The sequence below is a fragment of the Kingella sp. (in: b-proteobacteria) genome, assembly GCF_030527935.1.
Lineage (GTDB): Bacteria > Pseudomonadota > Gammaproteobacteria > Burkholderiales > Neisseriaceae > Kingella_B.
Window position 1 is genome coordinate 22,229 of sequence record NZ_JAUMZV010000010.1, and the last position, 22,557, is coordinate 44,785.

Sequence of the window (22,557 nt, forward strand, 5' to 3'; positions counted from 1 at the left end):
GATAGGATTAGGGGATGGCAAAGGCAGCCTGAAATCTAAAATGGAACGGCGACGGTTCGTCGCCAAATGGTTGTATTCAACTATGCTTTCATTGGTTTGCAAGATGTCGGCGAGCCGCCGACGCTCCATCGGTTGCGTGCTTAGCAAAGGTTTCAGGCTTGCTTTATTTTGTTTGACTACTTGGCTGCCGTTTGCGGGGCACAGGCGATGTTTAACAAACTGGCGGCGGGGGTGTCGGGCAGCGCGGTTTCGTAGCGTGTTTGGCTGGCGGAATATTGATGCTTGGCGAGTGATGCGCCTTTGTCGTTGAAAAACTGCGCTTGGGTGATGCGGAAATTGCGCGTGTCGCATTGAAACGCCCATTGGCTGATGGCGTATTTGTATTCGGGCGTATTGCGATAGTTCTCCTTGCTGGGCTTGTGCACATATTTGCGGTCGGTAAGCGATGCGCTGTTGCCTTGCCGTTTCAGGCTGCCTGTGTCGTAGGAAACGTCTATATTGCCATCGTTGATTTTGCCGATTTCTTTCCAGCTTCCCTGCGCTTTCATCGCGGGATTTTTGGAGCCGCCATCGCCTGCGCACGCGGCAAGCAAGGTGAGCACGGCAAGGGCAAGAAATGAGTGTTTAAGCATGGTTTTATCCTTTGGAATGGGTTTCAGGCTGCCTATTTGGGTTCTAAACAGCGGCAGCCTGAAAAAACAGCGCATTGTGCCATGTTTGGCTGATAAACGCGAATGCACCACATGGGTTTTCAGGCTGCCTTTGGCAAATCCAAACGTATAGGCAGCCTGAAAACCAGCCCATCCCCCATCATCCGTTTTCAGACCACCCCCAAATACACCCGCTTCGCCCGCTTCACATTGCACAAAATCTCATACGCAATCGTCCCCGCTGCCGCCGCCACTTCGTTCACGCTGATGATGTCGCCAAACAATTCCACTTCGCTGCCCACGCCGCTATCCGCCTGCTGCAAATCCACCGTCAGCATATCCATAGACACCCGCCCAATCAAACGGCTGCGCACGCCATCAATCGCCACAGGCGTATCGCTCCCCGCGCGGCGCGGATAACCATCCGCATAACCACACGCCACCACGCCCACCCGCGTAGAACGCTTGGTATAAAACGAAGCCCCATAGCCAATCGGCTCATGCGGCTGCAACACCCGCTCGGCAAACACCGCGCTTTTCAAACGCATCACAGGTTTCAGGCTGCCCGCCAAGCCGCCAAACGGGTCAATGCCATACAACGCCAGCCCCGCCCGCCCCCAATCGCGCCGCGCCTCGGGATACGCCAGCATCCCCGCCGAGTTCGCCAAGCTCTCCGCCCCATCCAGTCCCGCGCAAGCCAAATCAAACGTCTCCAACTGCATCTCGGTCGTCCCCCGCTCCGCCTCGTCCGCGCAAGAAAAATGCGTCATCTTCACAATCTCGCCCACCTTGCCACTCTGACGCAACGCCGCAAACGCCGCCGCATAATTGTGTGGAAAAAAGCCCACACGGTGCATCCCGCTATCCATCTTCAACCACACCGTTGCAGGCTCGCGCCAATCAAACGCCAACACTCCCTCCAACTGCGCCTGATGATGAACCACCGGCCACAAGCGATATTCCTGCACCAGCGCATAATCCGCCGCATCAAACACCCCCTCCAACAACACAATCGGCTTGGTAATCCCTGCCTCGCGCAGCTCCACCCCCTCCTCCAAAAACGCCACCGCAAAGCCATCCGCCACATCATGCAACGCGCGCGCACACTGCACCGCCCCATGCCCATAAGCATTCGCCTTCACCACCGCCAGCAGCTTACCGCCATGCAACGCTTTTAACCGCGCATAATTATCCCGCAAATAATCCAACCGAATTTCACACATCAAAGGGCGCATTGTTTCTCTCCTTAAAAATCATCATCACAAAAAAGGCAGCCTGAAAATAAAATTCAGCCATAGCACGGCTTGCAAGCAAGCCGTAGGAAGCGCGGGGCAGTTTTCAGGCTGCCTTAACCATTTGCTCCCGCGTTCAAACATAGGGCAGGCACTCGTTGCCCACCGAATAATTCACACATCATAAGCAGCCTGAAACCCCATTTTAGCTTCGCAACTCCGCTACACTCCGCAGACTGTCTCAACCATCACACGCCCGTCGCCCCCGCATCCACCGCCTGCTGTATTTCCACCCTTAAACTTGCCCGCTCATCATCGCTTAACCCCTGCAAGCATTCCAACTCCTTATCCAACGGCACAACCGCCTCCCCATCATCACGCGCCACAACAGCCAACAGCAAAGATTGCCCATTCACCTGCACCTGCCACGGCTGCCAGTCATACTGCCACGACAGCCAATGACCCGTCCGAAGCTCCACCCGCAGCTTCTTACCCAACAGCAAAGTGTCATAGCCATATCTACTACCCATAAAAACAGCCATAACAAAATTTTTATTCTTTTCTACGTTCGCTTCCACCGCCACCAAACGCCAAGCCGCAACAGGCGCAGCGTTTAATCGCTCCAACACTCGCCATGTCCAATAGCTTTGAACCAAAGTATTCAGCATAAACGGACTTGAAAACACCAGTATCACACTATGGAAATTAAAACCCAGCCAACTCCTATCAACTAGCAACACATAACCAAGACTAACAAAATAACCCGCCCAAACCAATCCATACCACGGCGCATTCAGCAAAATACGATTTACTCGCAACGAACCATGAGCAAAACGAAAAGCATACTCCCGCATCAAAATCACTCCAAAGGAAACATAAGGCAGCCTGAAACCCGTAAGAGCAGACAATTCATTGCTCACCTAATCATTTATCACACCGTAAACAGGTGGGCAAGCAAGTTGCCCACCCTACGAATTTTCAGGCTGCCTCCCGCTCACAACACCCTATCCGACTCCACCAACGCCAAAAACGTCCGCACCCCCACCTCAATCAAATCATCAGGAAAATCATAATGCACCGTATGCAGCGGGTCAGCCGTCTCGCCCGTGCCAATAAACAGCATCGCCCCCGCCACCCGTTTCAAAAACCAACCAAAATCCTCCGAAGCCCGAAACGGCACAGGCAATTCCTTAATCGGCACGCCCGCGCGTTCACACGCCGCCCACATCTTCGCCACCGCCTGCTCATCGTTCACCGTAGCAGGAAAATGGTCGCAGCTTTCCGTGCGCAGCCCAATGCCCCGCGCCGCGCACAAATCCCCCGCCGCCGACACAATCAGCCGCTCCAATTTTTCCAAATCCCGCTCGTGATACGCTCGAATCGTCAGCCGCAGCACCCCATCGCCCGCCGACACCCCAAACGCCGCCTCGCCCACCTGCACATTCACAATCGTGCACCGAATAAACCCCTCAAACAACGACTCATCAGCCTGAATTTGCTCAATTTCCCCAATCAAGCGCGCAATCGCATAAGCAGGGTTAATCCCATTTTCAGGCTGGCTCGCGTGCGCAGGCTTGCCATCAAAAAACAAACTCAACCCCTTAGACGTTAAACAAATCGTCCCCGCCAGCAGCGACACCGTTTTAAACGGCTCGCTCGGATAATTGTGATACGCATAAAACTCGCCAATATCCTGCTCATCAAACACACCCAAACACGTTTTCGCCCCCGCGCCCGTCTCCTCCGCAGGCTGAAACAAAAACACCACCGAGCGTTCAGGCTGCATCGCCTCCACCGTCAAAGCCAGCGCACACAACGTAGCCGAATGCCCATCGTGCCCGCATTTATGCGCCACCCCCGCGCATTGCGAACGATACGGCGCGTCAATCTCGTCCTCAATCGGCAGCGCATCAAAATCCGCCCGAAACGCAATCGCAGGCGCATCGCTTTTGCCGCGATACAACGCATAAAAATAATGCCCACGGTCAAACAATTCCAAGCCCGAGTGCTCACGCAAAAAATCCATCAGCCGCTGCTTCGTCCACACCTCCTGCCCCGACAATTCGGGGTGCGCGTGCAATTCATGGCGCAATTGGGTTGCCAGCGGCACAACCCGCTGCAAAGCTTGTTCCAACAACATCATCCAGCTCCTTACGATTATTTAACAAATTTAACAAAAACATTGTAGCCCTACGCTTCTCCAACTTCAATGCAACACCAAAATAATCGTATGGCAAACAAATAAACACTTGCCTAAACAAGGCAAAACCTACTAAAATGCGAGGTTTTCTCTATCCCTAATTTTTAAGGAATCCCAAATATGGTAGTTATCCGTTTAGCCCGTGGCGGCTCTAAAAAACGCCCATTTTTCTACATCGTTGCAGCCGACAAACAAGCCCGCCGCGATGGTCGCTTTATTGAACGCGTAGGCTTCTACAACCCTGTTGCCAACGAAAAACAAGAGCGTATCCGCATCCACGCCGACCGCCTGAACCACTGGGTTGCCAACGGCGCACAAGTGAGCGATGCCGTTGCCAAATTGGTAGCAGAACAAAAAGCCGCCGCCTAATTTCCACGCCATGAGCCACATGCAAAACTGGGTAGCAATGGGCCACATCAAAGGCGCATTCGGCATCAAAGGCTGGATAAAAGTCCAATCCAACACCGAATACACCGATAGCCTATTAGACTACCCACAATGGCGTTTAAGCAAAGGCAAAGAACACATCCTAGCCGAAGTGGAAAGCGGCAAATTGGCAGGCGATGAATTGCAAGTCAAACTCGCCCACATCCACGACCGCGATGCCGCCGCCCTACTGCGTGGCTACACCATTGAAGTCCCCCGCAGCCAATTTGAACCCACCGAAGATGGCGAATATTACTGGGCAGATTTAGTCGGCATGGCGGTAAAAAACCGCGATAGCATTCATCTGGGCGAAGTGGTTAATCTGATGGAAACCGGTGCGCACGACATTCTGATTGTGCGCGGTGAACACGGCGAAAAACTTATCCCGTTTGTGGAACAATTTATTGACAGCGTGGACAACGAAAATCGCCAAATCACTTGCGACTGGGGCTTGGATTACTGATGTTTATTCAAGCCATTACGCTTTTTCCCGAGATGTTTAGCAGCATCACCGAATACGGCGTAACAGGACGCGCATTCAAGCAAAATCTATGGCAATTTGCTGCCATCAATCCCCGCCAATTTGCCGACAACAAACTCGGCTATATTGATGACCGCCCATTTGGTGGCGGGCCGGGCATGATTATGATGGCTGCGCCCATTCAGGCTGCCATTGATAAAGCCAAACAGCATTACACAAGGCAGCCTGAAAACAGCCGCGTGGTGTATTTAAGCCCGCAAGGTGCGCCGCTGAACCATGCCAAAGTGCAGGAATTATCGCGCTTGGACAATTTGGTGCTGCTGTGCGGTCGTTATGAAGGCATTGACGAGCGCGTGTTGCAAACCAGCGTGGATGAAGAAATTAGCATTGGCGATTTTGTGGTGTCGGGTGGCGAGTTACCCGCGATGATGCTGATGGATGCTGTGTTGCGTTTGCTGCCGAATGTGTTGGGCGACATGGCTTCGGCAGAGCAGGATTCGTTTGCCAATGGTTTGCTGGATTGTCCGCACTACACACGCCCCACAGAATTTCAGGGCATGAGCGTTCCCGAAGTTTTAAAATCGGGCAATCATGCGCTGATAGCGGAATGGCGATTGGAACAATCGCTGCGCCGCACGTTGCAACGCCGTCCCGATCTTTTGGATGCGCGTTGTTTACTCCCACAGGAAGCCCGTCTCTTGGATAAAATCCGCTTGGAACAAGAGCAACAGGCATAATCCATATTATATTAAGGAAAATCATGAATTTAATCCAACAGTTAGAGCAAGAAGAAATTGCTCGGTTGAACAAAGAAATCCCTGAATTTGCCCCCGGCGATACCGTTGTGGTGTCTGTGCGCGTGGTGGAAGGCAACCGCAGCCGTTTGCAAGCGTATGAAGGCGTGGTGATTGCGCGTCGCAACCGTGGCTTGAACAGCAACATGATTGTGCGCAAAATTTCCAGCGGCGAAGGTGTGGAGCGTACGTTCCAATTGTATTCGCCCAATGTGGAAAAAATTGAAGTGAAACGTCGTGGTGATGTGCGCCGTGCGAAATTGTATTACTTGCGTGGCTTGACTGGTAAAGCGGCGCGTATTAAAGAAAAATTGCCTACGCGTAAACAAGAAGCGTAATTTTTGGTTTGATGAAAAAGGACAGCCTTTGGGGTTGTCCTTTTTTTGGTTTTCAGGCTGCCTTTTATGAATAAATGGGGAAATTATTAGGCAGCCTGAAAATGGTTCGGCAGCCTGAAAACCTAAATTCGGTTTTCAGGCTGCCTTGTTGTTATTCGCTGTATGCGATGGCGTTGAGTTTTTTGAGCAGGGCTTCGGATTTGTCGGGGTCTTCGTTGCGCATCAGGCGTTGGATGTCGTTTTCTAGCTGTTCGCTGTGGCTGCGTAGGATGATGTCTTTGATGGTGAGCAGATTGACGGTGTTCATGGAGAAAGTGCGCAGCCCAAGCCCGAGCAGCAGGCGGGTGAAGTGGGGGTCACCTGCCATTTCGCCGCAGAGTGAGACGGGTTTGCCTAGGCGGTTGGCGGTGCGGATGATGTGGGCGAGCAGTTTGAGCACGGCGGGGTGGGCGGGCTGGTATAGATAGCTGACGCTGTCGTCGTTTCTGTCCACGGATAGGGTGTATTGGATGAGGTCGTTGCTGCCGATGGAGATGAAGTCGGCGTGTTTGAGCAGGCTGGATACGGTGAGCGCGGCGGATGGGATTTCTATCATGCAGCCGATGTCGGGGCTGCCGTAGGCTTCGTTGCGCTCGGTGAGTTGTTTTTTGGCGGTGTCTAGGTGTATCAGGCTTTGTTTGAGCTCGGATAGGCTGGCTATCATGGGGAACATGATTTTGGTTTTGCCGTGCACGGCGGCGCGGAGTATGGCGCGCAGTTGGGTGCGAAATAGGATGGGTTCGGCGTGGCTTAGGCGGATGCCTGTGAGCCCGAGCGCGGGGTTGAGCGCGGCGTTGGGGGTGCTGTTGCTGCCAAACCAGCGGGGGTTTTTGTCCACGCCTAAATCTATGGTGCGGATGGTGAGTGGTTTGCCTTTGAGTTTTTTGATGATGTCGGTGTAGAACTGGTATTGCTCGTCTTCGCTGGGCGGGGTGTCGCGGTTGAGAAAGAGAAATTCGCTGCGCAGTAGCCCTACGCCGTCTGCGCCGAGTTGGTGCACGGCTTTGATGTCTTCGCTGCTTTCTATGTTGGCGAGCAGTTCTATTTCTTCGTTGTCTTGGGTTTGGGCGGCGGCTTTTTTGAGTTTGTTGAGCGCGCGTTGTTGGCTGCGGTAGCGGGCTTGTTGTTGGCGGTATTGGGCAAGGATGAGTTCATCGGGGGCGATAACAAGCGTGCCGCTGATGCCGTCCACAATCACCCATTCGTGTTCGCGGATAAGCCGCCGCGCTGCGCCCAGCCCAATCACGGATGGAATGTTGAGACTGCGCCCGAGTATGGCGGTGTGGCTGGTGGGGCCGCCCATGTCGGTGGCGAAGCCTTCTATGCGCTGGTCTTTGAAGTGGATGGTGTCGGCGGCGGATAGGTCGTGGGCTATCAGGATGATGTCGTCCAGCAGCGTGCCGTCTAGGTTGAGTTCGGTGCTTTGCCCGATGAGATTTTTTTGGATGCGTTCAACGACTTGGAGCATATCTTGTTTGCGTTGGCGCAGGTATTCGTCGTCGATTTCGTCAAATTGTTGGGCGAGACGTTCGCTTTGGATTTTTAACGCCCATTCGGCGTTGATTTGCTGTTGTTCAATAATATCAATGGGTTCGCGCGACAGAGTGGCATCGGTGAGCAGCATGAGATGCAGCGAGATGAATGCGCCCAGCTCGGTGGGGGCGTTTTCGGGGATGTTGCTGCGGATTTGTTCTAGCTGCTTGCGGGTGGTTTTGACGGCGGCTTCAAAGCGGGCGGCTTCGGCGGGAATTTCGCCATCGGCAAGGCAGATTTGCGGGACTTCGGATGGGTTGCGGCGGATAAGGTGGGCGCGTCCGATGGCGATGCCGCTGCCTGCTGGGTAGCCGTGGATAACGAGCATGGTTATTCTCCTTCGCCAAAGTAGTCGTTGATGAGCACGGCTAGGGCTTGGATGGCTTGGGCTTCGTCTGCGCCGTTGGCTTCTATTTGGATGGTGCTGCCTTGGGCGGCGGCGAGCATCATCAAGCCCATGATGCTTTTGCCGTTGATGCGTTTTTCGCCTTTGCTGACCCAAATTTCGCTTTGGTATTGGGCGGCGGTTTGGACGAATTTGCTGGATGCGCGGGCGTGCAAGCCGAGTTTGTTGATGATGGTTAGCGTTTGGGTTTGCATGGTGGGCTTTCGGGGGATGGGGTGAAGTGATGTTTTTGGGCTGCCTTGGTTGGGCGAATAGGCAGCCTGAAACTGGTTCTTGATGATTGGGTTGCTTGGGGCAATTATCCGCCGCCATGCTGTTTGGCGTTTTCAGGCTGCCGTGTTGCATCCGCTGGGCGTTTCGCTAAACGCGAGTATGCCGTTGATGCCCGCTTGTTTTACGGTTTCGGTGAAGTGGGAAAGGTCGGTGCTGTGGGCGGAGTAAGTCAAGGCTTTGATGAGCATGGGGGCGTTGAGCCCTGTAACCATGCTGGTTTGCTGGGGGACAACGAGTTTGAGCGCGGCGTTGCAGGGGGTTGCGCCGAAGATGTCGGTGAGTATCAGCGTGCCGTGTGGCGGCGCGGCGTGGGCAAGGCGGGCTTGGGCGCGTTGGATAATGGTGTCGTGGTCGTCGTTGGGCTGGACGTGCAGTTGGTGGATGTGGCTGAAATCGCTGTGGGGCAGGATGTGGTGGGCGAGCGTGGTGTAGGCTGCACCGAGTGTTTCGTGGGCGATGATGAGTAGGTTTATCATGGTGGTTGGGTGGTGTTGTGGAACGAAAGTAGGCAGCCTGAAAATGATTGATGCCGTTTCAGGCTGCCTATTATTGCTTTGTGTGCGCCTGCATTTGATGGGTGTTGATGGGGCAGGCACGGTACGCGCAAATTGTAATGCCTTTTCAGGCTGCCTGATGGTTTTTTGCATGAAGCGTTTTCATGTTGATTGCGTATTTTTCGGATTTGTATTTTTGTAACGGCTTGGTTATAGTTTGTTGCATTGTGTAAACACTGATTTTCAGGCTGCCTAAACAACGCGGTTTAGACGCAACGCAGGCGGCGCAATAGGAACAACCATGAATTTAAAACAACAGATTCAACAACGCCCGATGACGGGTTTTCAATGGCGGGTGGTGATTTTGGCGGTGGTGCTGAATATGCTGGACGGTTTTGACGTGCTGGCGGTGGCGTTCACGGCGAAAAGCATTCAAAGCGAGCTGGGCTTAACGGGCAAGCAGATTGGCTCGCTGATGAGCGCGGGTTTTGTTGGCATGACGGCGGGTTCGCTGCTGCTCGGACCTGTGGCGGATAGGCTGGGTCGTCGCCCCGTGTTGATGCTGTCGGTGTTGCTGTCGGCGGTGGGGATGCTGCTGACGGTGTGGTCGCATTCTATGCCGTCTCTGCTGGCTTCGCGCTTGCTCACGGGCTTGGGCGTGGGCGGGATTTTGCCGTGCACCAATGTGTTGGTAAGCGAGTATGCCAACAAAAAATGGCACGGCTTGGCGATTGCGATTTACGCTTCGGGCTTTGGCATCGGTGCGATGGTGGGCGGGATGTCGGCGGTGATGCTGCAAACGCAGTATGGCTGGCGGTCGGTGTTTTTGGTGGGCGCGATGCTGACGGCGGTGGCGTTTCTGGCTTTGCTGACGTGGCTGCCTGAAAGCGTGGATTATTTGCTCAACCGCCGCCCTGCCAATACCAAGGCGCGGTTGGATGAGATTGCGGCAAAAATGGGGCTGCACGGCGATTGGGCGTTCCCTGAGCAGCCGCATCGTGCGCGTGGCGTGTCGGTGGCGCGCCTGTTCCAGCCCGATTATTTGCAAACCACGTTGTTGATTTGGCTGGCGTTTATCACCGTGATGGCGGCGTATTACTTTATCAGCTCGTGGACACCCGCGCTGCTGGAACAGGCGGGCATGAGCAAGGCAAGCAGCCAAACGGTGGGCATGGCGATTTCCATCGGCGGCGCGGCGGGGTCGCTACTGTTTGGCTTTTTGGTGAGCCGCTGGGGGGCGCGCACCATGCTGCTGGCGTTTGCAGGCTTGGCAGCGGCGGCGGTGTGCGCGTTTGTGCCCGCCACGGCGAATTTGTCGCTGGCTTTGGTGTTGGCGGTGGTGCTGGGCGCGTTGTCTAACGGCTGCATCGCAGGCTTGTACACCATCAACCCCGCGCTGTGGGAAGCGGATTTCCGCGGCACAGGCGTGGCGGTGGCGATTGGCGTGGGGCGCATTGGCTCAATGGTGTCGCCTGTGCTGGTGGGGATGCTGCTGGATAACGGCTGGCAGAAAAACCAGTTGTATTTTGGCGCGGCGGTGGTGTTGCTGCTGGCAATGGCAGCGGTGGCGGGGTTGAAGCAGCGGGTGTAAGGCGGGGGTTGCGGGTGGGATGATAGGCAGCCTGAAAACGTATTTTGAAATGGGGTTTTAGCTTGGCTGAAACTCGTTTCGCTCGTTTTCAGGCTGCGCTACTTTGTTTACACATGGCGATGGTGGATGTTAATGGCATGAACTAAAAGCAGCCTGAAAACGGCAAAATCGTTTCAGGCTGCCTTTTGATTTGCATGATGGATTATGTTTCCAGGCTGCCCTATGTTCATCCGCTTAATCAAAAGGCAGCCTGAAAATACAAAATGAAGCAGCGATGGCGTATTACCACAACCGCTATCATTTCAGGCTGAAACCTTTGCAAAACCTGTAACCGATGGAGCATCGGCGGCTCGCCGACATCTTAACAAATCAGTCATGCGATGTTTAATAAGCAGTTTGGCGACGAGCCGTCGCCGCTCCATTTTAGCGCGTAGGGTGTGTGAGCTTGCTCACGCACCGTTTGGTAATAGGCAGTGGTGCGTGGCAAAGCCCCCCTACCTATGCCGTTTTTATTTTGGCTTACTATATCGTTTCAGGCTGCCTTTTGGTTTGCCTGATGGATTGCGTTTTCAGGCTGCCATATTCTGTTTACAAGGCAGCGATGGCTATTGCTCACACCCACAAAGGCAGCCTGAAAGCCTATTTTCAGGCTGCCTTGCTATTTCAGCCGTCCAATCTGTCCAGCAGCGCAACCAGCCCCGCCGCGCAGTTTTCGGCTTTGGTTTGCACTTGTTCTGGCGTATAAAGCGCGGGCGATGTGCCGTGGAAATAGAACGGGTCAATGTAATTCATCTGCGTGTAGTAGGCGGTTTGCTCCATGTTTTTGCACAGCTCCGACACGCGGAAATGGGCGATGCCGTCGGCGCGGTAGTCTTCTGCGGGCGAGCCGATGGTGATGCCGGGCACGAAGTTGCGTCCCTTGAGCTTGTCGCCCGTGCTACCGTAGGCAAAGCCGTAGGTGAAGAACACGCTGTCAAAATAGTGCTTCAAAATGGCGGGGATGTTGTACCAGTACATCGGGTATTGGAAGACGATGGTTTGGTGGCGCAGCAGGGCTTGCTGTTCGGCGGCGACATCGATGCGGAAATCGGGATAGCGCGCGGCGAGGTCGCGGATTTCGTCGTTGGGGCGGGCGGCTTGCAGATGCGCGATAACGGCCTTGTTGGCAACGGAGTGTTTGAAATCAGGGTGGGCGAGGATGATGAGTGCCATGTTTGTCCTTTCGGGTTGTGGTAGGAAACGTGGCGATTGTAGGCAGCCTGAAAATCCAAAACAATAACTATCCTTTTGTATAGGTGTGAAAAAATGAAAACAGAATGCCGCAGCAATGCGTTTGCCTTCAACGGAAAAACGTATCCCTGCACGCTCAGCGTGGCGATGGATTTGGTCGGCGGCAAATGGAAGGCGGTCATCCTCTACCATTTGCAGGACGGCGCAAAACGCTTTGGTGAGCTGCACGCGCAGTTGCACGATGCCACCGAAGCGGTGTTGAGCCGCAGCTTGAAACAGTTGGAACGCGATGGCTTGGTGTCGCGGCAGGTATTTGGCAGCAAACCGCCGCTGAAAACGGAATACGCGCTGACGGATTTTGGGCGCAGCTTTCTGCCTGTGCTGGCGATGCTGACCGAATGGGGCAACCATGTGGTTACGGCGCGGGGGAGTTTTGTGGATGCGGGGCGTGGATGATAAGGCAGCCTGAAAGCGAAAATGTAGCTTTCAGGCTGCCTTTTGGTTTGCATGATGGATTGCGTTTTCAGGCTGCCCTATTCTGTTTACAAGGCAATCATGAAAATGAATGAAAAAATAAAGGCAGCCTGAAAACCCTATTTCTGCTTTACAGGCTGCCTATTTTCACCCAAAAAATTCAGGCTCCCCGAAGGCAGCCTGAAATCTAAACTACATCATTACCATTGATAACCTGCACCGATGGTTGCACCAAATTTGCCTTTGCTATTGCCTGTGGCAATGCCTTTAACAATCCAGTTGCCGCCATCGTTGATGGCAGAGAAGCCCACGGCATAGCCTTGTTTACCGCGATAAGTGCTGCCTGACACAGCAACCATGCTCTTACCAGGTAAGTAGGCTTGTGGCAAGCCTGCGGCGGCCATGGCTGCGGCTGTGCCTGCATCGGCTTCATCCGCCACTTTGCCAATTTGCCCTGCCACGCCTTGCAATTGCGATACGTTCACCGCATCGGTCGGCGCAACGCCTGCGGCAACATTATGCACGGTTACAGGCGCATTTTGGTTGCCGCCCACCAAAGTAACGTGGTTGGTTGCCGCGCCGCCGTTGGGTTGTGTGCCGCCGTTAGAGTATTGAACAATACCCGCTGCGCCTGTTTGCAACGCATTGATGGCGCTGTTGGTGGCATACAGTTGGCTACCGTTAATCGCATCGGTGCTGTCTGCGCTAATCAAGCCAGCAGCAACGTTTTGCACGCGGCGTTCTTTGCCTACATCGCCCACGCTCACCACGCCTGTTGGCGTTGCGCCTGCGTAGTTGTAGGTCGTGCCGTTAATCACGCTGGAAGCGTAAGTGGTCGTGCCTGCGCTTGATGCTGTGGCGGCAGAAGTGGCGGCGGCATTGCTGCCCAATACCACGGAGTTCGCCACGTTGCTGGTGGAATTGTTACCCATCACAAACGTATCGGTGGTGGTAACGGTGCTGCTGTTACCGATGATGCGGCTGTTATCGCCAGTCAGCGTGTTGTTGTTACCAAACGCACCCGCATTGTTCGCGCTGATGGTGCCGTTGTTGTTACCCACGCTGTAAGTGCCGCTGCCTGTGATGGTGGTTGGGTCGCCAATCGCACCAGAGTTGTTGCCGGTAACCACGTTGCCCGTACCAATAGAAATGGTGTTCGTGCCCATAGCTTGCGCGCCTTTACCCATTGCTACGCTGTTTTCGCCATCGGCTTTGGCTTGGTAGCCCACGGCTGCGCCGTAGTTGCCTTTGGCAGACGAGTCTTCTGGGTGGCTCAATGTACCTGCGGTGTTTTGCGTGCCTGTACCATCGTTCACGTGGAAGAACTTGATACCGCCTGTGTTCATGTTGTTAATCGCTTCAACCACGGTGTTTTGGTTGTCGGCAACGTTACCGTGTACATCATAAGTAGTGATGTTTGGTTTGTCCGTACCAATCACGTTGTTGGTGAGATTATTCACATTGGTTTGCGCGGCTTTCAATTGGCGAACGTTTACCGCATCGGTATCCGCCACGCCATCGCCCACGTTGGTAATGGTGTTACCACCGTTGTTCAAGCCGTTGCCAGACAAGCTCACGTTTTTGCTTGGGTCAGCAGGGTTGTTGATAGTAATACCATTGTTGTCCACTTTGGTATTGCCCGCCGTTACGCTGTTCACCGTCAAGTCTCTTTTCAGACCTACGGTTACTTCGCCATTCGCGCCCACTTGGGTTTGAATGTTGCTGCTGTCGTAATCGGTAAACGCGCCTGTGCCTGTGCCTTTAATGCTTAGCGTTTCGCCTGCTTTAATGGTTTCATCGGCAGTGGTTACACCCGCTGCTTTGCTGTTGCCCGCAATGGTAAAGCCTGCGCCAGCCGAGTTAGCAGCATTGGCTACCGCTAACAACTGGTCTTCGGTAGCGGCGCGACCGCTGGTGATTGGCGTATTAGCTGGGTCCCAAGTGATGTTGGTCAAGCCTGTTACATTGCCTGTTGTGCCATCAATTTTCACAGGTTTGCCACCTGTTGCAGCATCGCCTACGGTAACGGTGTTCGCCAGTTTGAAGCCGATTTGGTTGTTGCTTACGGTGGTGATGATGTTGCTATCACCCGCGTATTTAACGGTTTCGCCCAGTTTCACGGTGTCCAGCGTACCGTTGTCGGCATCAATCTTGAAGCCGTTGTTCACCAGTTTTTGCACGCTGTTGTTCAAATCGCCTGCATTAACTGCGCGGTAGGCATTATCAGGATTGGTAATATCGCCTGCGCTGGCCACGTTGTTCAGCGTTGTGCCGCCCGCCATGGTCATGATGCCGTCAGCATCTTTGGTGGCAGGAGTGGCGGTTGTTGCGCCGTCTGCGCCTTGCATGGAAGCAATGATGTCAGCAGGTTGTACGGCTGTACCTGAACCATCGGCTTTGGTGTTAAACGTGCCATCAGGCTGTTTGTATACTTTGCTGCCATCGGCTTTGGTGTAAACGACAGGTGTTTGCGCATTTTGAGTGATTTGTTGTGCATTCAAAGCGTAAGTGAATGTGCTGCCGCTTTGTTCTACGGTCAAACCATCGCCTGCTTTCAGAGTCAGCGTATCGCCTGCTTTAATCAGCTCTTGCGTTGGTGTTGCGCCAGTAGTATTGCCGCCTGCGGTGGCTTTAAAGCCGCTGCTGTTAATGGCGTTGGCAATATCGCCTGCGGTTACCAGTTTGCCTGCGTCACCTGTGGCGGGTGCGGCTACTTTGCCTGCATCAGTACCAGTTGCGGGAGCAAGAGTTACAGTGTTCACACCTACTTTATATGGGTCGGTGCTGGAACCTGTGCCGGTTACGGTTACTAGGCTGTTATCGGCAGCCTGAACTTTGGTTTTGGCGGCATTCAGTTGTGCCACATTAACGGCATCGGTGTCGTTCACACCTTCGGCTACATTACCCAATTTAACGCCTTTGCTTGGGTCGCCGCCTACCAATTTAACGCTGTTGCTTGGTGTGCTGCTGTTGCTGCCTGCGTTATCCACATAGCTCAATGGGGTGTCAAATTTCACTTCGGTTACGCCATTGGTGCTGGTTACATTGGCTACTGTACCTTGTCCATTAACAAAGTTGATGGTATCGCCGTGAGTAACAAAGTCTTTGGCTACGCCATTGCCTTGTACGTTAAAGCCTGCGTTCAGCACATCGTTTACAGTAGCGGCATTATTGCCTTTGCCTGCGAAATCGCTACGGCTGTTATTGGCTGGGTTAGCTGTTGCAGTTGCAGCATCAGCCAAATTGCCTTTCACGTTTGCCAAGGTGGTTGGGGTTGAAGTGGTGTTGTCGCCTGCGTTCATTGAAGCGATGACATCACCAGTCGCTACTTGCGTACCTGCACCATTAGGTTGGTTGTAGAAGTTGCCGTCTGTGTGTTTATACACTTTGCTGCCATCGGCTTTGGTGTACACCACAGGCGTTTGCGCATTTTGAGTGATTTGCTGTGCATTCAAAGCGTAAGTGAATGTGCTGCCGCTTTGTTCTACGGTCAGACCATCGCCTGCTTTCAGGGTCAGCGTATCACCTGCTTTAATCAGCTCTTGCGTTGGTGTTGCGCCAGTAGTATTGCCGCCTGCGGTGGCTTTAAAGCCGCTGCTGTTAATGGCGTTGGCAATATCGCCTGCGGTTACCAGTTTGCCTGCGTCACCTGTGGCGGGTGCGGCTACTTTGCCTGCATCAGTACCAGTTGCGGGAGCAAGAGTTACAGTGTTCACACCTACTTTATATGGGTCGGTGCTGGAACCTGTGCCGGTTACGGTTACTGGGCTGTTATCGGCAGCCTGAACTTTGGTTTTGGCAGCCTGAATCGCATCGTGAATGGTGTTTTGACCTGTGCCACCAATATTGCTCATCGTAATATTGCCGTCAGCGTCTATTGCAGCATTGCCACCCAAGATAGTTTTAACCGTGTTACCAACATTACCCAATGTTTTTTGGGTGGCGTACAGTTGGCTGCCGTTAATGGCATCGGTGCTCGCGGCAGAAATTTCCCCTGGTGCAACGTGTTTGATTTGACGTTCAAAGCCTGTATTACCAACTGATACTTGGTCGCCCACGGCTACTGAACTATTGCCCGCAAAGTTGCCATAAGTTAAACCACCAACCGTGGCGGAAGTAACTTGGGTGGCGTTGATATCGGTTTTACTGCCTGCACCCAAAGCAATGGCATTGTCTTTATTGGCTGATGCGCCTGTGCCGATTGCAGTGCTGGCTGTGCCTGATGCGGTAGATTTAGTACCCAATGCCACGCCCAAATCGCCAGACTGGGCTTGCACACCAACAGACACACCCGCTTGTTTAGAAGCGGTTTTGATGTACACGCCATTTTGCATTGTGTCGCCTGTTAAGGCTTGATAGACTTGACGTACTGTGCCATTGGCTTGATTGCCATTGGTCGGGTCAGTATAGCTGATTTGTTGGCTACCTGCGCTGTCCAAATCATCGCCACCAATCGCCACAGAGCTATCACCATACGCCAGCGTATCGCTACCAAATGCCAAAGATTGGTCGCCATAAGCATAGGTGCGGCTTTCAGGCTGCGCACCAGTCCCACCACCAATCGCAACCGATTGTCCAACGGATTTCACTGCCAAATTAACCGTGCCCAAAGAGCCGCCTGCATTCACGCTAATTGCTTGGTTAGAACCAACTGTTGCATTCGCACCAATCATCACACGTTCGCCATTTGCGCCACCAGCAGGACCTGAACCACTCAGCGCACCTGCTTGATGCCCCATGGCAACGTCATTGGCTGAGTTCGCCTTAGCAAACGCGCCCAATGCCATTGAATTGCTGCCTGTTGCACCGTCATTGTTGTAGTTGCTGCCTGTGCCTGTTTGGGTAGATTGAACGCTGTAATAATGCGTATTACCGCCGCCACCTGCGCCGCTACCAATGCTGGTAATGGTAACTTTGCCGCCATTTTGCGACACATTGATGCCATTACCTGCTTCAAATGTCAGCGTTTCATCGCCCACAATTTTCTTATCAGCAGCACCTGTTGCGCCGCTAGGTGTGCTATCGCTAGACGTACCTGTGCCTGTATGCGCCACGGCTACATTAAAGCCATTGGCTTTCAGTTGAGACACATTCACCGCATCATTGTTTTTCACACCAGCAGCCACGTTGCCCAAGGTAACAGGATTGCTTGTATTCGCGCCCACCAAGTTCACGGTGTTGCTTGGTGTGTTGCTCAGCGCACCCGCTGCATCGGTGTAGCTTAATGGCGTGTCAAATTTCACGGTGGTTACGCCGCCCGTTGTGCTGACATTGGCAACTGTACCGCGCCCGTCTGCAAACGTTGGCATTGTGCCAGAGCCTGTGCCTGTATTGCTGATAACAAATTCGCCATTGTTTTGGGCAATTTTGATGCCATCGCCCGCAGTGAATTTCACTTTTTCACCAGGATTTACAACTTCATCAGTTGAGCCAGTTACTTGACCTGAGCCCGTTTTGCCCGAAGTAACCACAAAACCAGAGTTGTTAATCGCTTTGGCGATTTCGTTAGCGGTAACCAGTTTGCCTGCATCGTTTGTAGCGGGCAGATTTACTGCACCTGTGGCGGTGTTGCTCAATGCACCGGTATTTACGCCAACTTTATAGGGGTCGGCTGCTGTGCCTGTGCCTGCTACGGAAATAGGGCTGCCTGAAACGGCTTCTACTTTGCTTGCGCCTGTGCCTGTGGCGTTGATGGTGATTTCTTTGCCTTGTTGGGCAATGCTTACGTTGTCGCCTGCTTTGAAGGTTAATGTTTCACCGTTACCTACTTCTTCGCCTGCGGAAGCTGTGCCACCCTTAGCGGCAACTGTTGCCACTTTAAATTTTTGCATAGCGGTGTCAGCTTTATTCAGGCTGCTTTTGGCATCGGCATTCAAATCTAGCTCGTAGTTAGGCGCAGTAGGCGTGCCTTTGTTGGTTACGGTGATTTTGCTGCCGTTAGCGGCGGCAACTTGGGTAGGTGTATTGTTTTTCACCAAATTAGCCACAGATTTCAACTGTGCCACGTTGACTGCGTCAGAATCTTCCGTACCGGCGGCCACGTTGATAATTTGACGGGTATCCTGTTGCGTACCAACAGAAAGTGCACCAGAACTGCCTTTTACCGTTGCTTGGATATTGTTTTTATCGGTCGTGCTCGCCGCTTCTAACGCATAAACTTGGTTATTCGCTACAGTTGCCGTTGGCGTTGCTTTCACATCAGTTGCATTGATGGCATTACGAGTCGCTTGCGAACCATAACCCAACGCCACAGAGCCATTAGCAGTTGCAGAGCTGTCGCGACCAATGGCAATGCTGTTTTCCGCAGCAGTATTGGCGCTGCTACCGATAGAAATGGAATATTGTTTAGAAGAAACGGCATTATTGCCAATGGCAGTCGTATATTCAGCCGTGGCGCGCGCATTAGAACCCAATGCAATCGTATCGCCTTGTTCCGCACGTGCTTGTCCTAATGCAACAGCATGACGACCCGCTGCATATGAAGTATCGCCAATTGCAATCGCGCCTTCAGAAGCAGTTTTCGCCGTACCTGCACCATTAGCGGTAGATTCTGTCTCCACCGTAGCGTTACCAATAGCAATAGAGCTTGCGCCTTTGGCTTGCGCATTGATGCCCGCTGCCATGGCTTTTGCACCTGTTGCGCCATTATTGTTGTAGTTGTTATCGCTTGCTTCTCCGTTTACATGGTAAAAATGCACACCTTTTCCGCTTGGAGAAATATTGGCGATTTGTGTTTGCAAGCCGCTGGCAACATGATAGAGCTGGCTACCATTGATGGCATCGGTGCTACCAGCGTTAATTTCGCCTGGTGCTACATGTTTAATTTGGCGTTCGAAACCAGCCGCACCCACAGAAACTTGGTCACCGGCAACCACATTGCCGCTACCGGCAAAAGGTTTGGCGGGGCCACCATAAGTGATAGAGCCAATCGTAGCAGACGTGATATCAGTGGCATTGGTTTTCGTTGTACTACCTGCACCCAAGGCCACAGCATTTGCCAATGTAGCATTTGCCCCTACACCGAGTGCAGCCGAGTAATCGCCCGTGGCATGAGATTTCGTACCCAATGCCGTTGCCAAATCTGCTGCCTTGGCAGAAACACCCACGGCAACCCCTGCTTGGCCGGTAGATGTGCCGATATAGCGATTACCAGGTGTAAAATCAACCAAGTTGTGACCCGTTAAGGTGCGGTATTGTTTTGCCAGTGGCGTATCGTTATACGCATTATTATCCGCAGATGGCGAAGTCACCCGCAGTGTTGTGGAAGCAACCGAATCCAAATCATCACCACCAATTGCAACCGAAGAATCTCCAGTTGAACGGGTATTCGCACCCAGTGCCACAGACTGATCGCCTGTTGCCTGGGCATCAAAACCAAAAGCAATGGACTGCGATTTAGAAGCTACGGACTCAGCACCAAACGCAATTGTTTGCAAACCACCTGATCTTGCTGTCTTACCAATCGCGATGTTATTCATCGTTTTATCAGGCTGAGATGCAATCCGAGGATAAGTTGCCGAGTTGGTTTCCGTGGATGCGCCGTACCCCAACGCAATTGAGTTCTCTCCATCGGCCTTAGCATTACTGCCTGCGGCAAAAGCGTTGCCGCCATTAGCTTTAGCTTTTAAGCCGATTGCGGTTGCATGAGCTTCTGGAGCCTCTGCGCCTACCCCGATGGCAACCGCAGCAGAACCCTTCGCTTGCGACGCCATGCCAGCAGCAATCGCACCGTCTGCCTCTGCATGAGAATCTGCACCAAATGCCAAAGATGCTTTACCTGTTGATTGGCTCATATGTCCAATCGCAATAGAACCGCGCCCACTTGCTGTGGTGCTGGTAAAACCAATTGCGGGGTTGGAAGCATCTTTGGTACTAACACCTTCTACGGTAATGGGTTGACCTGCGTAATTGCGCCATGCATTAGCCCCAGTATATTTCCCTGCGGATGTTTTACTGTCATTATTGCCTAAGTCATCGCCACCAATAGCGATAGAGGCTTGCCCTGTGGCGTATACCTGAGCACCAACAGCAACAGATTGGCTATTTGCACGGCTGGATTCACCAATCACAACCTGCTGACCCATTGTGTTTGTGCCTGTATTAGGATTGGCATCTGATGATGCTTGAGCATCGCGCCCAATCAGAACAGCGGAGTCGCCGTTTGATTTATTAACAGCATCTTGCCCCACAGCAATGGTGTATTTGGTTTTGGCATCACTATTGATGCCCATTGCCATAGAACCTTCTCCCGGCGCTTTTGACCCAGAGCCCCAAATTAAATCTGCATGTGCTGGCGAAGCCAATGCGCCCACTACGGCAACGCTTGCGGCAACCACTTTGGCTTTGCCTGATTTTCCTCGTGCGGTAGCAATCTCTGCCACAGCCACCCAAGTGTTGGTGCTTTCATTCCAAACAACGCGATATGCTTTATTCATAATTACACTTCCTACTACGTTAAAAAAACAAAAATCAACGATTATCGTATTTTGATTTACATCAATGATTGGTTTATTAACCCTTTGCGCCACCTTGTTTTGCACACGATAATGAGTATTAACAAACAAATTTTAATGTATATCAGTAGTTTATAAACTCTAAAACACGGATAACAGAATTCGCGCATCATACAAGAAATTAACAAACGCTACTAGTTGCTTGGCATATCTCATCCTAAATTTACGATTTGTTTACAACATTTTTGCCACACTACTTGGGTATCTCTTTCCCATAACGGAGAGAATGAATATGCTCACCTCAAAGGCAGCCTGAAAAGGCGAAAAAATGCCCTGAATCGTGTGTTTCAGGGGTAAAGAAGCCTGCAATAAATGGGGAGATGTGTTAATTTTTCAGCGTGGTTTGTAAAGCAAAAACACCGAAAGCAGGATGGCGAAAGTGATTGGCGTAATTCCATTTAAGCGTTGCGTGTTAAGCCATGGTTAAGCAGTTGGGAAATTTCGCCCGCTATGCCTTAATAAATAGGATTAAATCAGAAAACCTATTTTCAGGCTGCCTCAGCAGATAAAGGCAGCCTGAAAACATAAAGGCAGCCTGAAAACCAACTTTCAGGCTGCCTCATCTCTATTCCACTAGCCGCGCTCTTGCGCCACCGCGTTCATATCGGGCTGCATCACCAAATGTTCATCCAGCTCGCCAATCGCGTCCCAATCCTTGTTCGGATAATCCAGCGCATACAAGAAATAGCGAATGCAATTGAGCCGCGCCCGTTTTTTGTCGTCCGATTTAATAATCATCCAAGGCGAGTTTTTATTGTGCGTGTGGAAGAACATGGCGTTTTTTGCTTCCGTGTAAGCGTCCCAGCGGTCCAGCGATTGCACGTCCACAGGCGACAATTTCCAATGTTTCAATGGGTCGGAATAGCGCGACACAAACCGCCGCAGTTGTTCTTCCCGCGACACCGAAAACCAAAATTTAAACAGGTGCACGCCGCTATCAATCAGCATCCGTTCCAATTCGGGCGTTTGCCGCATAAACAGCAAATATTCCTGCGGCGTGCAAAATCCCATCACGCGCTCCACCCCTGCGCGGTTGTACCAAGAGCGGTCAAAAAACACCATTTCCCCCGCCGTGGGCAAATTTTGAATATAACGCTGGAAATACCATTGCCCGCGTTCCACTTCCGTAGGTTTTTCCAACGCCACAATCCGCGCCCCGCGCGGGTTCAAATGCTCCATAAAACGCTTAATCGTACCGCCCTTGCCCGCTGCATCGCGCCCTTCAAACAAGCTCACAATCCGCTGCCCGCTGTCTTTCACCCAGCTTTGCACTTTCAACAGCTCAATCTGCAATTTCTCTTTTTGCGCTTCATACGCGCGGCGACTCATCCGCTCATCATAAGGATAATCCGCAGGCAACGGCGCGCGGTCGTTATCCTCTTGCGACACCGCTCCCCGATATTTCATTACTGCCTCTTCAAACACTTTCAAACTATCTTTTTTATCCCCCAAATCCACTTGCTCAAACGGTTGCAATTGATGGCTAACAGGCATAACGAAACTCCTTACAAAAATGGTTAAACAAAAAACTACACATCACTACAAACTCATTTTAACGAAAACTAACAAACCAAGTTACCCCAAAGCCCAAAAAAATTTGCGCCAGCGCAAAAATACAACAAAAAAAATCGCCGACCATCTCATAAAACAACACTTCAAGGCAGCCTGAAAACGCTTTTTTGCTTTTCAGGCTGCCTATGCGCGTTCTCATTGGTTTTGTTTTCACGTTTCATTTGCACCACTACGCCACGCGCAGCCATGATTTACCTTGCTTACAATCAACATCGCCGCCCAAAGGCAGACTGCGTAGCGAGGCGAAGTTGCGTAGCTAAAAAAGCCTTTCCCGTTTTCAGGCTGCCTCCCCCCCTGCGCGTAAAGAAACG

16 protein-coding genes and 1 pseudogene are annotated in these 22,557 nt (G+C 52.4%); 6 read left to right on the forward strand and 11 right to left on the reverse strand.

The features are described from left to right. Positions 1-176 precede the first annotated feature (176 nt). The 4 genes from Q4A85_RS04645 to Q4A85_RS04660 all read right to left on the reverse strand — a co-directional run bounded on the left by Q4A85_RS04645 (position 177) and on the right by Q4A85_RS04660 (position 4,022). On the reverse strand, positions 177-866 hold the full coding sequence (locus Q4A85_RS04645; protein WP_303108052.1) for a surface-adhesin E family protein: 690 nt from the start codon (positions 864-866) through the stop codon (positions 177-179). Then, the gene (alr, locus tag Q4A85_RS04650) at positions 821-1,885 is read right to left on the reverse strand and encodes an alanine racemase (RefSeq protein ID WP_303108054.1); all 1,065 of its coding nucleotides are present in this window, start codon (positions 1,883-1,885) and stop codon (positions 821-823) included. Before alr ends, Q4A85_RS04645 begins: the two co-directional genes overlap by 46 nt. A gap of 245 nt (positions 1,886-2,130) precedes the next feature. After that, positions 2,131-2,790: a hypothetical protein gene (locus Q4A85_RS04655; protein WP_303108056.1), complete on the reverse strand. Its 660-nt coding sequence runs from the start codon at positions 2,788-2,790 to the stop codon at positions 2,131-2,133. An 86-nt stretch (positions 2,791-2,876) separates the two neighbouring features. Next, the gene (locus tag Q4A85_RS04660) at positions 2,877-4,022 is read right to left on the reverse strand and encodes a M20 family metallopeptidase (RefSeq protein ID WP_303108058.1); all 1,146 of its coding nucleotides are present in this window, start codon (positions 4,020-4,022) and stop codon (positions 2,877-2,879) included. Between the two features lie 180 nt (positions 4,023-4,202). On the opposite strand from Q4A85_RS04660, the gene rpsP reads away from it, so the two are divergent. From rpsP to rplS, 4 genes are read left to right on the forward strand one after another with little or no spacing between them, the layout of a single operon-like run. After that, positions 4,203-4,451: a 30S ribosomal protein S16 gene (rpsP, locus tag Q4A85_RS04665; protein WP_303108060.1), complete on the forward strand. Its 249-nt coding sequence runs from the start codon at positions 4,203-4,205 to the stop codon at positions 4,449-4,451. Between the two features lie 10 nt (positions 4,452-4,461). Beyond that, complete coding sequence (gene rimM / locus Q4A85_RS04670) at positions 4,462-4,971, forward strand: ribosome maturation factor RimM (protein WP_303108062.1); 510 nt, start codon at positions 4,462-4,464, stop codon at positions 4,969-4,971. After that, a complete protein-coding gene (gene trmD / locus Q4A85_RS04675; protein ID WP_303108064.1) occupies positions 4,971-5,726 on the forward strand; it encodes a tRNA (guanosine(37)-N1)-methyltransferase TrmD in 756 nt (251 codons plus the stop codon). The genes rimM and trmD overlap by 1 nt, the downstream gene beginning before the upstream one ends. 23 nt (positions 5,727-5,749) lie before the next feature. Next, a complete protein-coding gene (gene rplS / locus Q4A85_RS04680; RefSeq protein ID WP_303108066.1) occupies positions 5,750-6,121 on the forward strand; it encodes a 50S ribosomal protein L19 in 372 nt (123 codons plus the stop codon). A gap of 151 nt (positions 6,122-6,272) precedes the next feature. Here rplS and ptsP read toward each other — a convergent pair whose 3' ends face one another. The 3 genes from ptsP to Q4A85_RS04695 all read right to left on the reverse strand — a co-directional run bounded on the left by ptsP (position 6,273) and on the right by Q4A85_RS04695 (position 9,019). Beyond that, positions 6,273-8,021, reverse strand: coding sequence for a phosphoenolpyruvate--protein phosphotransferase (gene ptsP, locus Q4A85_RS04685; RefSeq protein WP_303108068.1), 1,749 nt, complete (start codon positions 8,019-8,021; stop codon positions 6,273-6,275). A gap of 2 nt (positions 8,022-8,023) precedes the next feature. Continuing rightward, on the reverse strand, positions 8,024-8,293 hold the full coding sequence (locus Q4A85_RS04690) for an HPr family phosphocarrier protein (RefSeq protein ID WP_303108070.1): 270 nt from the start codon (positions 8,291-8,293) through the stop codon (positions 8,024-8,026). 132 nt (positions 8,294-8,425) lie between these two features. Beyond that, positions 8,426-9,019: a PTS sugar transporter subunit IIA gene (locus tag Q4A85_RS04695; protein ID WP_368500181.1), complete on the reverse strand. Its 594-nt coding sequence runs from the start codon at positions 9,017-9,019 to the stop codon at positions 8,426-8,428. Between the two features lie 148 nt (positions 9,020-9,167). On the opposite strand from Q4A85_RS04695, the gene Q4A85_RS04700 reads away from it, so the two are divergent. Next, the gene (locus Q4A85_RS04700; RefSeq protein ID WP_303108072.1) at positions 9,168-10,457 is read left to right on the forward strand and encodes an MFS transporter; all 1,290 of its coding nucleotides are present in this window, start codon (positions 9,168-9,170) and stop codon (positions 10,455-10,457) included. 663 nt (positions 10,458-11,120) lie between these two features. On the opposite strand, the gene Q4A85_RS04705 is transcribed toward Q4A85_RS04700, so the two are convergent. Then, complete coding sequence (locus tag Q4A85_RS04705) at positions 11,121-11,669, reverse strand: NAD(P)H-dependent oxidoreductase (RefSeq protein WP_303108074.1); 549 nt, start codon at positions 11,667-11,669, stop codon at positions 11,121-11,123. Between the two features lie 93 nt (positions 11,670-11,762). Between Q4A85_RS04705 and Q4A85_RS04710 the strand changes: the two genes are divergently transcribed. Beyond that, positions 11,763-12,143, forward strand: a complete 381-nt coding sequence (locus Q4A85_RS04710; protein ID WP_303108075.1) for a helix-turn-helix domain-containing protein — start codon at positions 11,763-11,765, stop codon at positions 12,141-12,143. A 218-nt stretch (positions 12,144-12,361) separates the two neighbouring features. Here Q4A85_RS04710 and Q4A85_RS04715 read toward each other — a convergent pair whose 3' ends face one another. The 3 genes and pseudogenes from Q4A85_RS04715 to ppk2 all read right to left on the reverse strand — a co-directional run bounded on the left by Q4A85_RS04715 (position 12,362) and on the right by ppk2 (position 22,168). Further along, positions 12,362-19,411: a YadA-like family protein gene (locus Q4A85_RS04715; protein ID WP_303108077.1), complete on the reverse strand. Its 7,050-nt coding sequence runs from the start codon at positions 19,409-19,411 to the stop codon at positions 12,362-12,364. Between the two features lie 45 nt (positions 19,412-19,456). Next, positions 19,457-20,596: pseudogene (locus Q4A85_RS13225) on the reverse strand (ESPR-type extended signal peptide-containing protein); the annotation flags it as partial. 651 nt (positions 20,597-21,247) lie between these two features. Continuing rightward, positions 21,248-22,168: a polyphosphate kinase 2 gene (ppk2, locus tag Q4A85_RS04725; RefSeq protein WP_303108081.1), complete on the reverse strand. Its 921-nt coding sequence runs from the start codon at positions 22,166-22,168 to the stop codon at positions 21,248-21,250. Between the last annotated feature and the right edge of the window lie 389 nt (positions 22,169-22,557).

Coding starts and splice junctions, on each gene's coding strand:
- alr (WP_303108054.1), bottom strand. CDS start 1,885: ATGCGCCCTTTGATGTGTGAAATTCGGTTGGATTATTTGCGGGATAAT.
- Q4A85_RS04660 (WP_303108058.1), bottom strand. CDS start 4,022: ATGTTGTTGGAACAAGCTTTGCAGCGGGTTGTGCCGCTGGCAACCCAA.
- rpsP (WP_303108060.1), top strand. CDS start 4,203: ATGGTAGTTATCCGTTTAGCCCGTGGCGGCTCTAAAAAACGCCCATTT.
- rimM (WP_303108062.1), top strand. CDS start 4,462: ATGAGCCACATGCAAAACTGGGTAGCAATGGGCCACATCAAAGGCGCA.
- trmD (WP_303108064.1), top strand. CDS start 4,971: ATGTTTATTCAAGCCATTACGCTTTTTCCCGAGATGTTTAGCAGCATC.
- rplS (WP_303108066.1), top strand. CDS start 5,750: ATGAATTTAATCCAACAGTTAGAGCAAGAAGAAATTGCTCGGTTGAAC.
- ptsP (WP_303108068.1), bottom strand. CDS start 8,021: ATGCTCGTTATCCACGGCTACCCAGCAGGCAGCGGCATCGCCATCGGA.
- Q4A85_RS04690 (WP_303108070.1), bottom strand. CDS start 8,293: ATGCAAACCCAAACGCTAACCATCATCAACAAACTCGGCTTGCACGCC.
- Q4A85_RS04695 (WP_368500181.1), bottom strand. CDS start 9,019: ATGCAAAAAACCATCAGGCAGCCTGAAAAGGCATTACAATTTGCGCGT.
- Q4A85_RS04700 (WP_303108072.1), top strand. CDS start 9,168: ATGAATTTAAAACAACAGATTCAACAACGCCCGATGACGGGTTTTCAA.
- Q4A85_RS04705 (WP_303108074.1), bottom strand. CDS start 11,669: ATGGCACTCATCATCCTCGCCCACCCTGATTTCAAACACTCCGTTGCC.
- Q4A85_RS04710 (WP_303108075.1), top strand. CDS start 11,763: ATGAAAACAGAATGCCGCAGCAATGCGTTTGCCTTCAACGGAAAAACG.
- ppk2 (WP_303108081.1), bottom strand. CDS start 22,168: ATGCCTGTTAGCCATCAATTGCAACCGTTTGAGCAAGTGGATTTGGGG.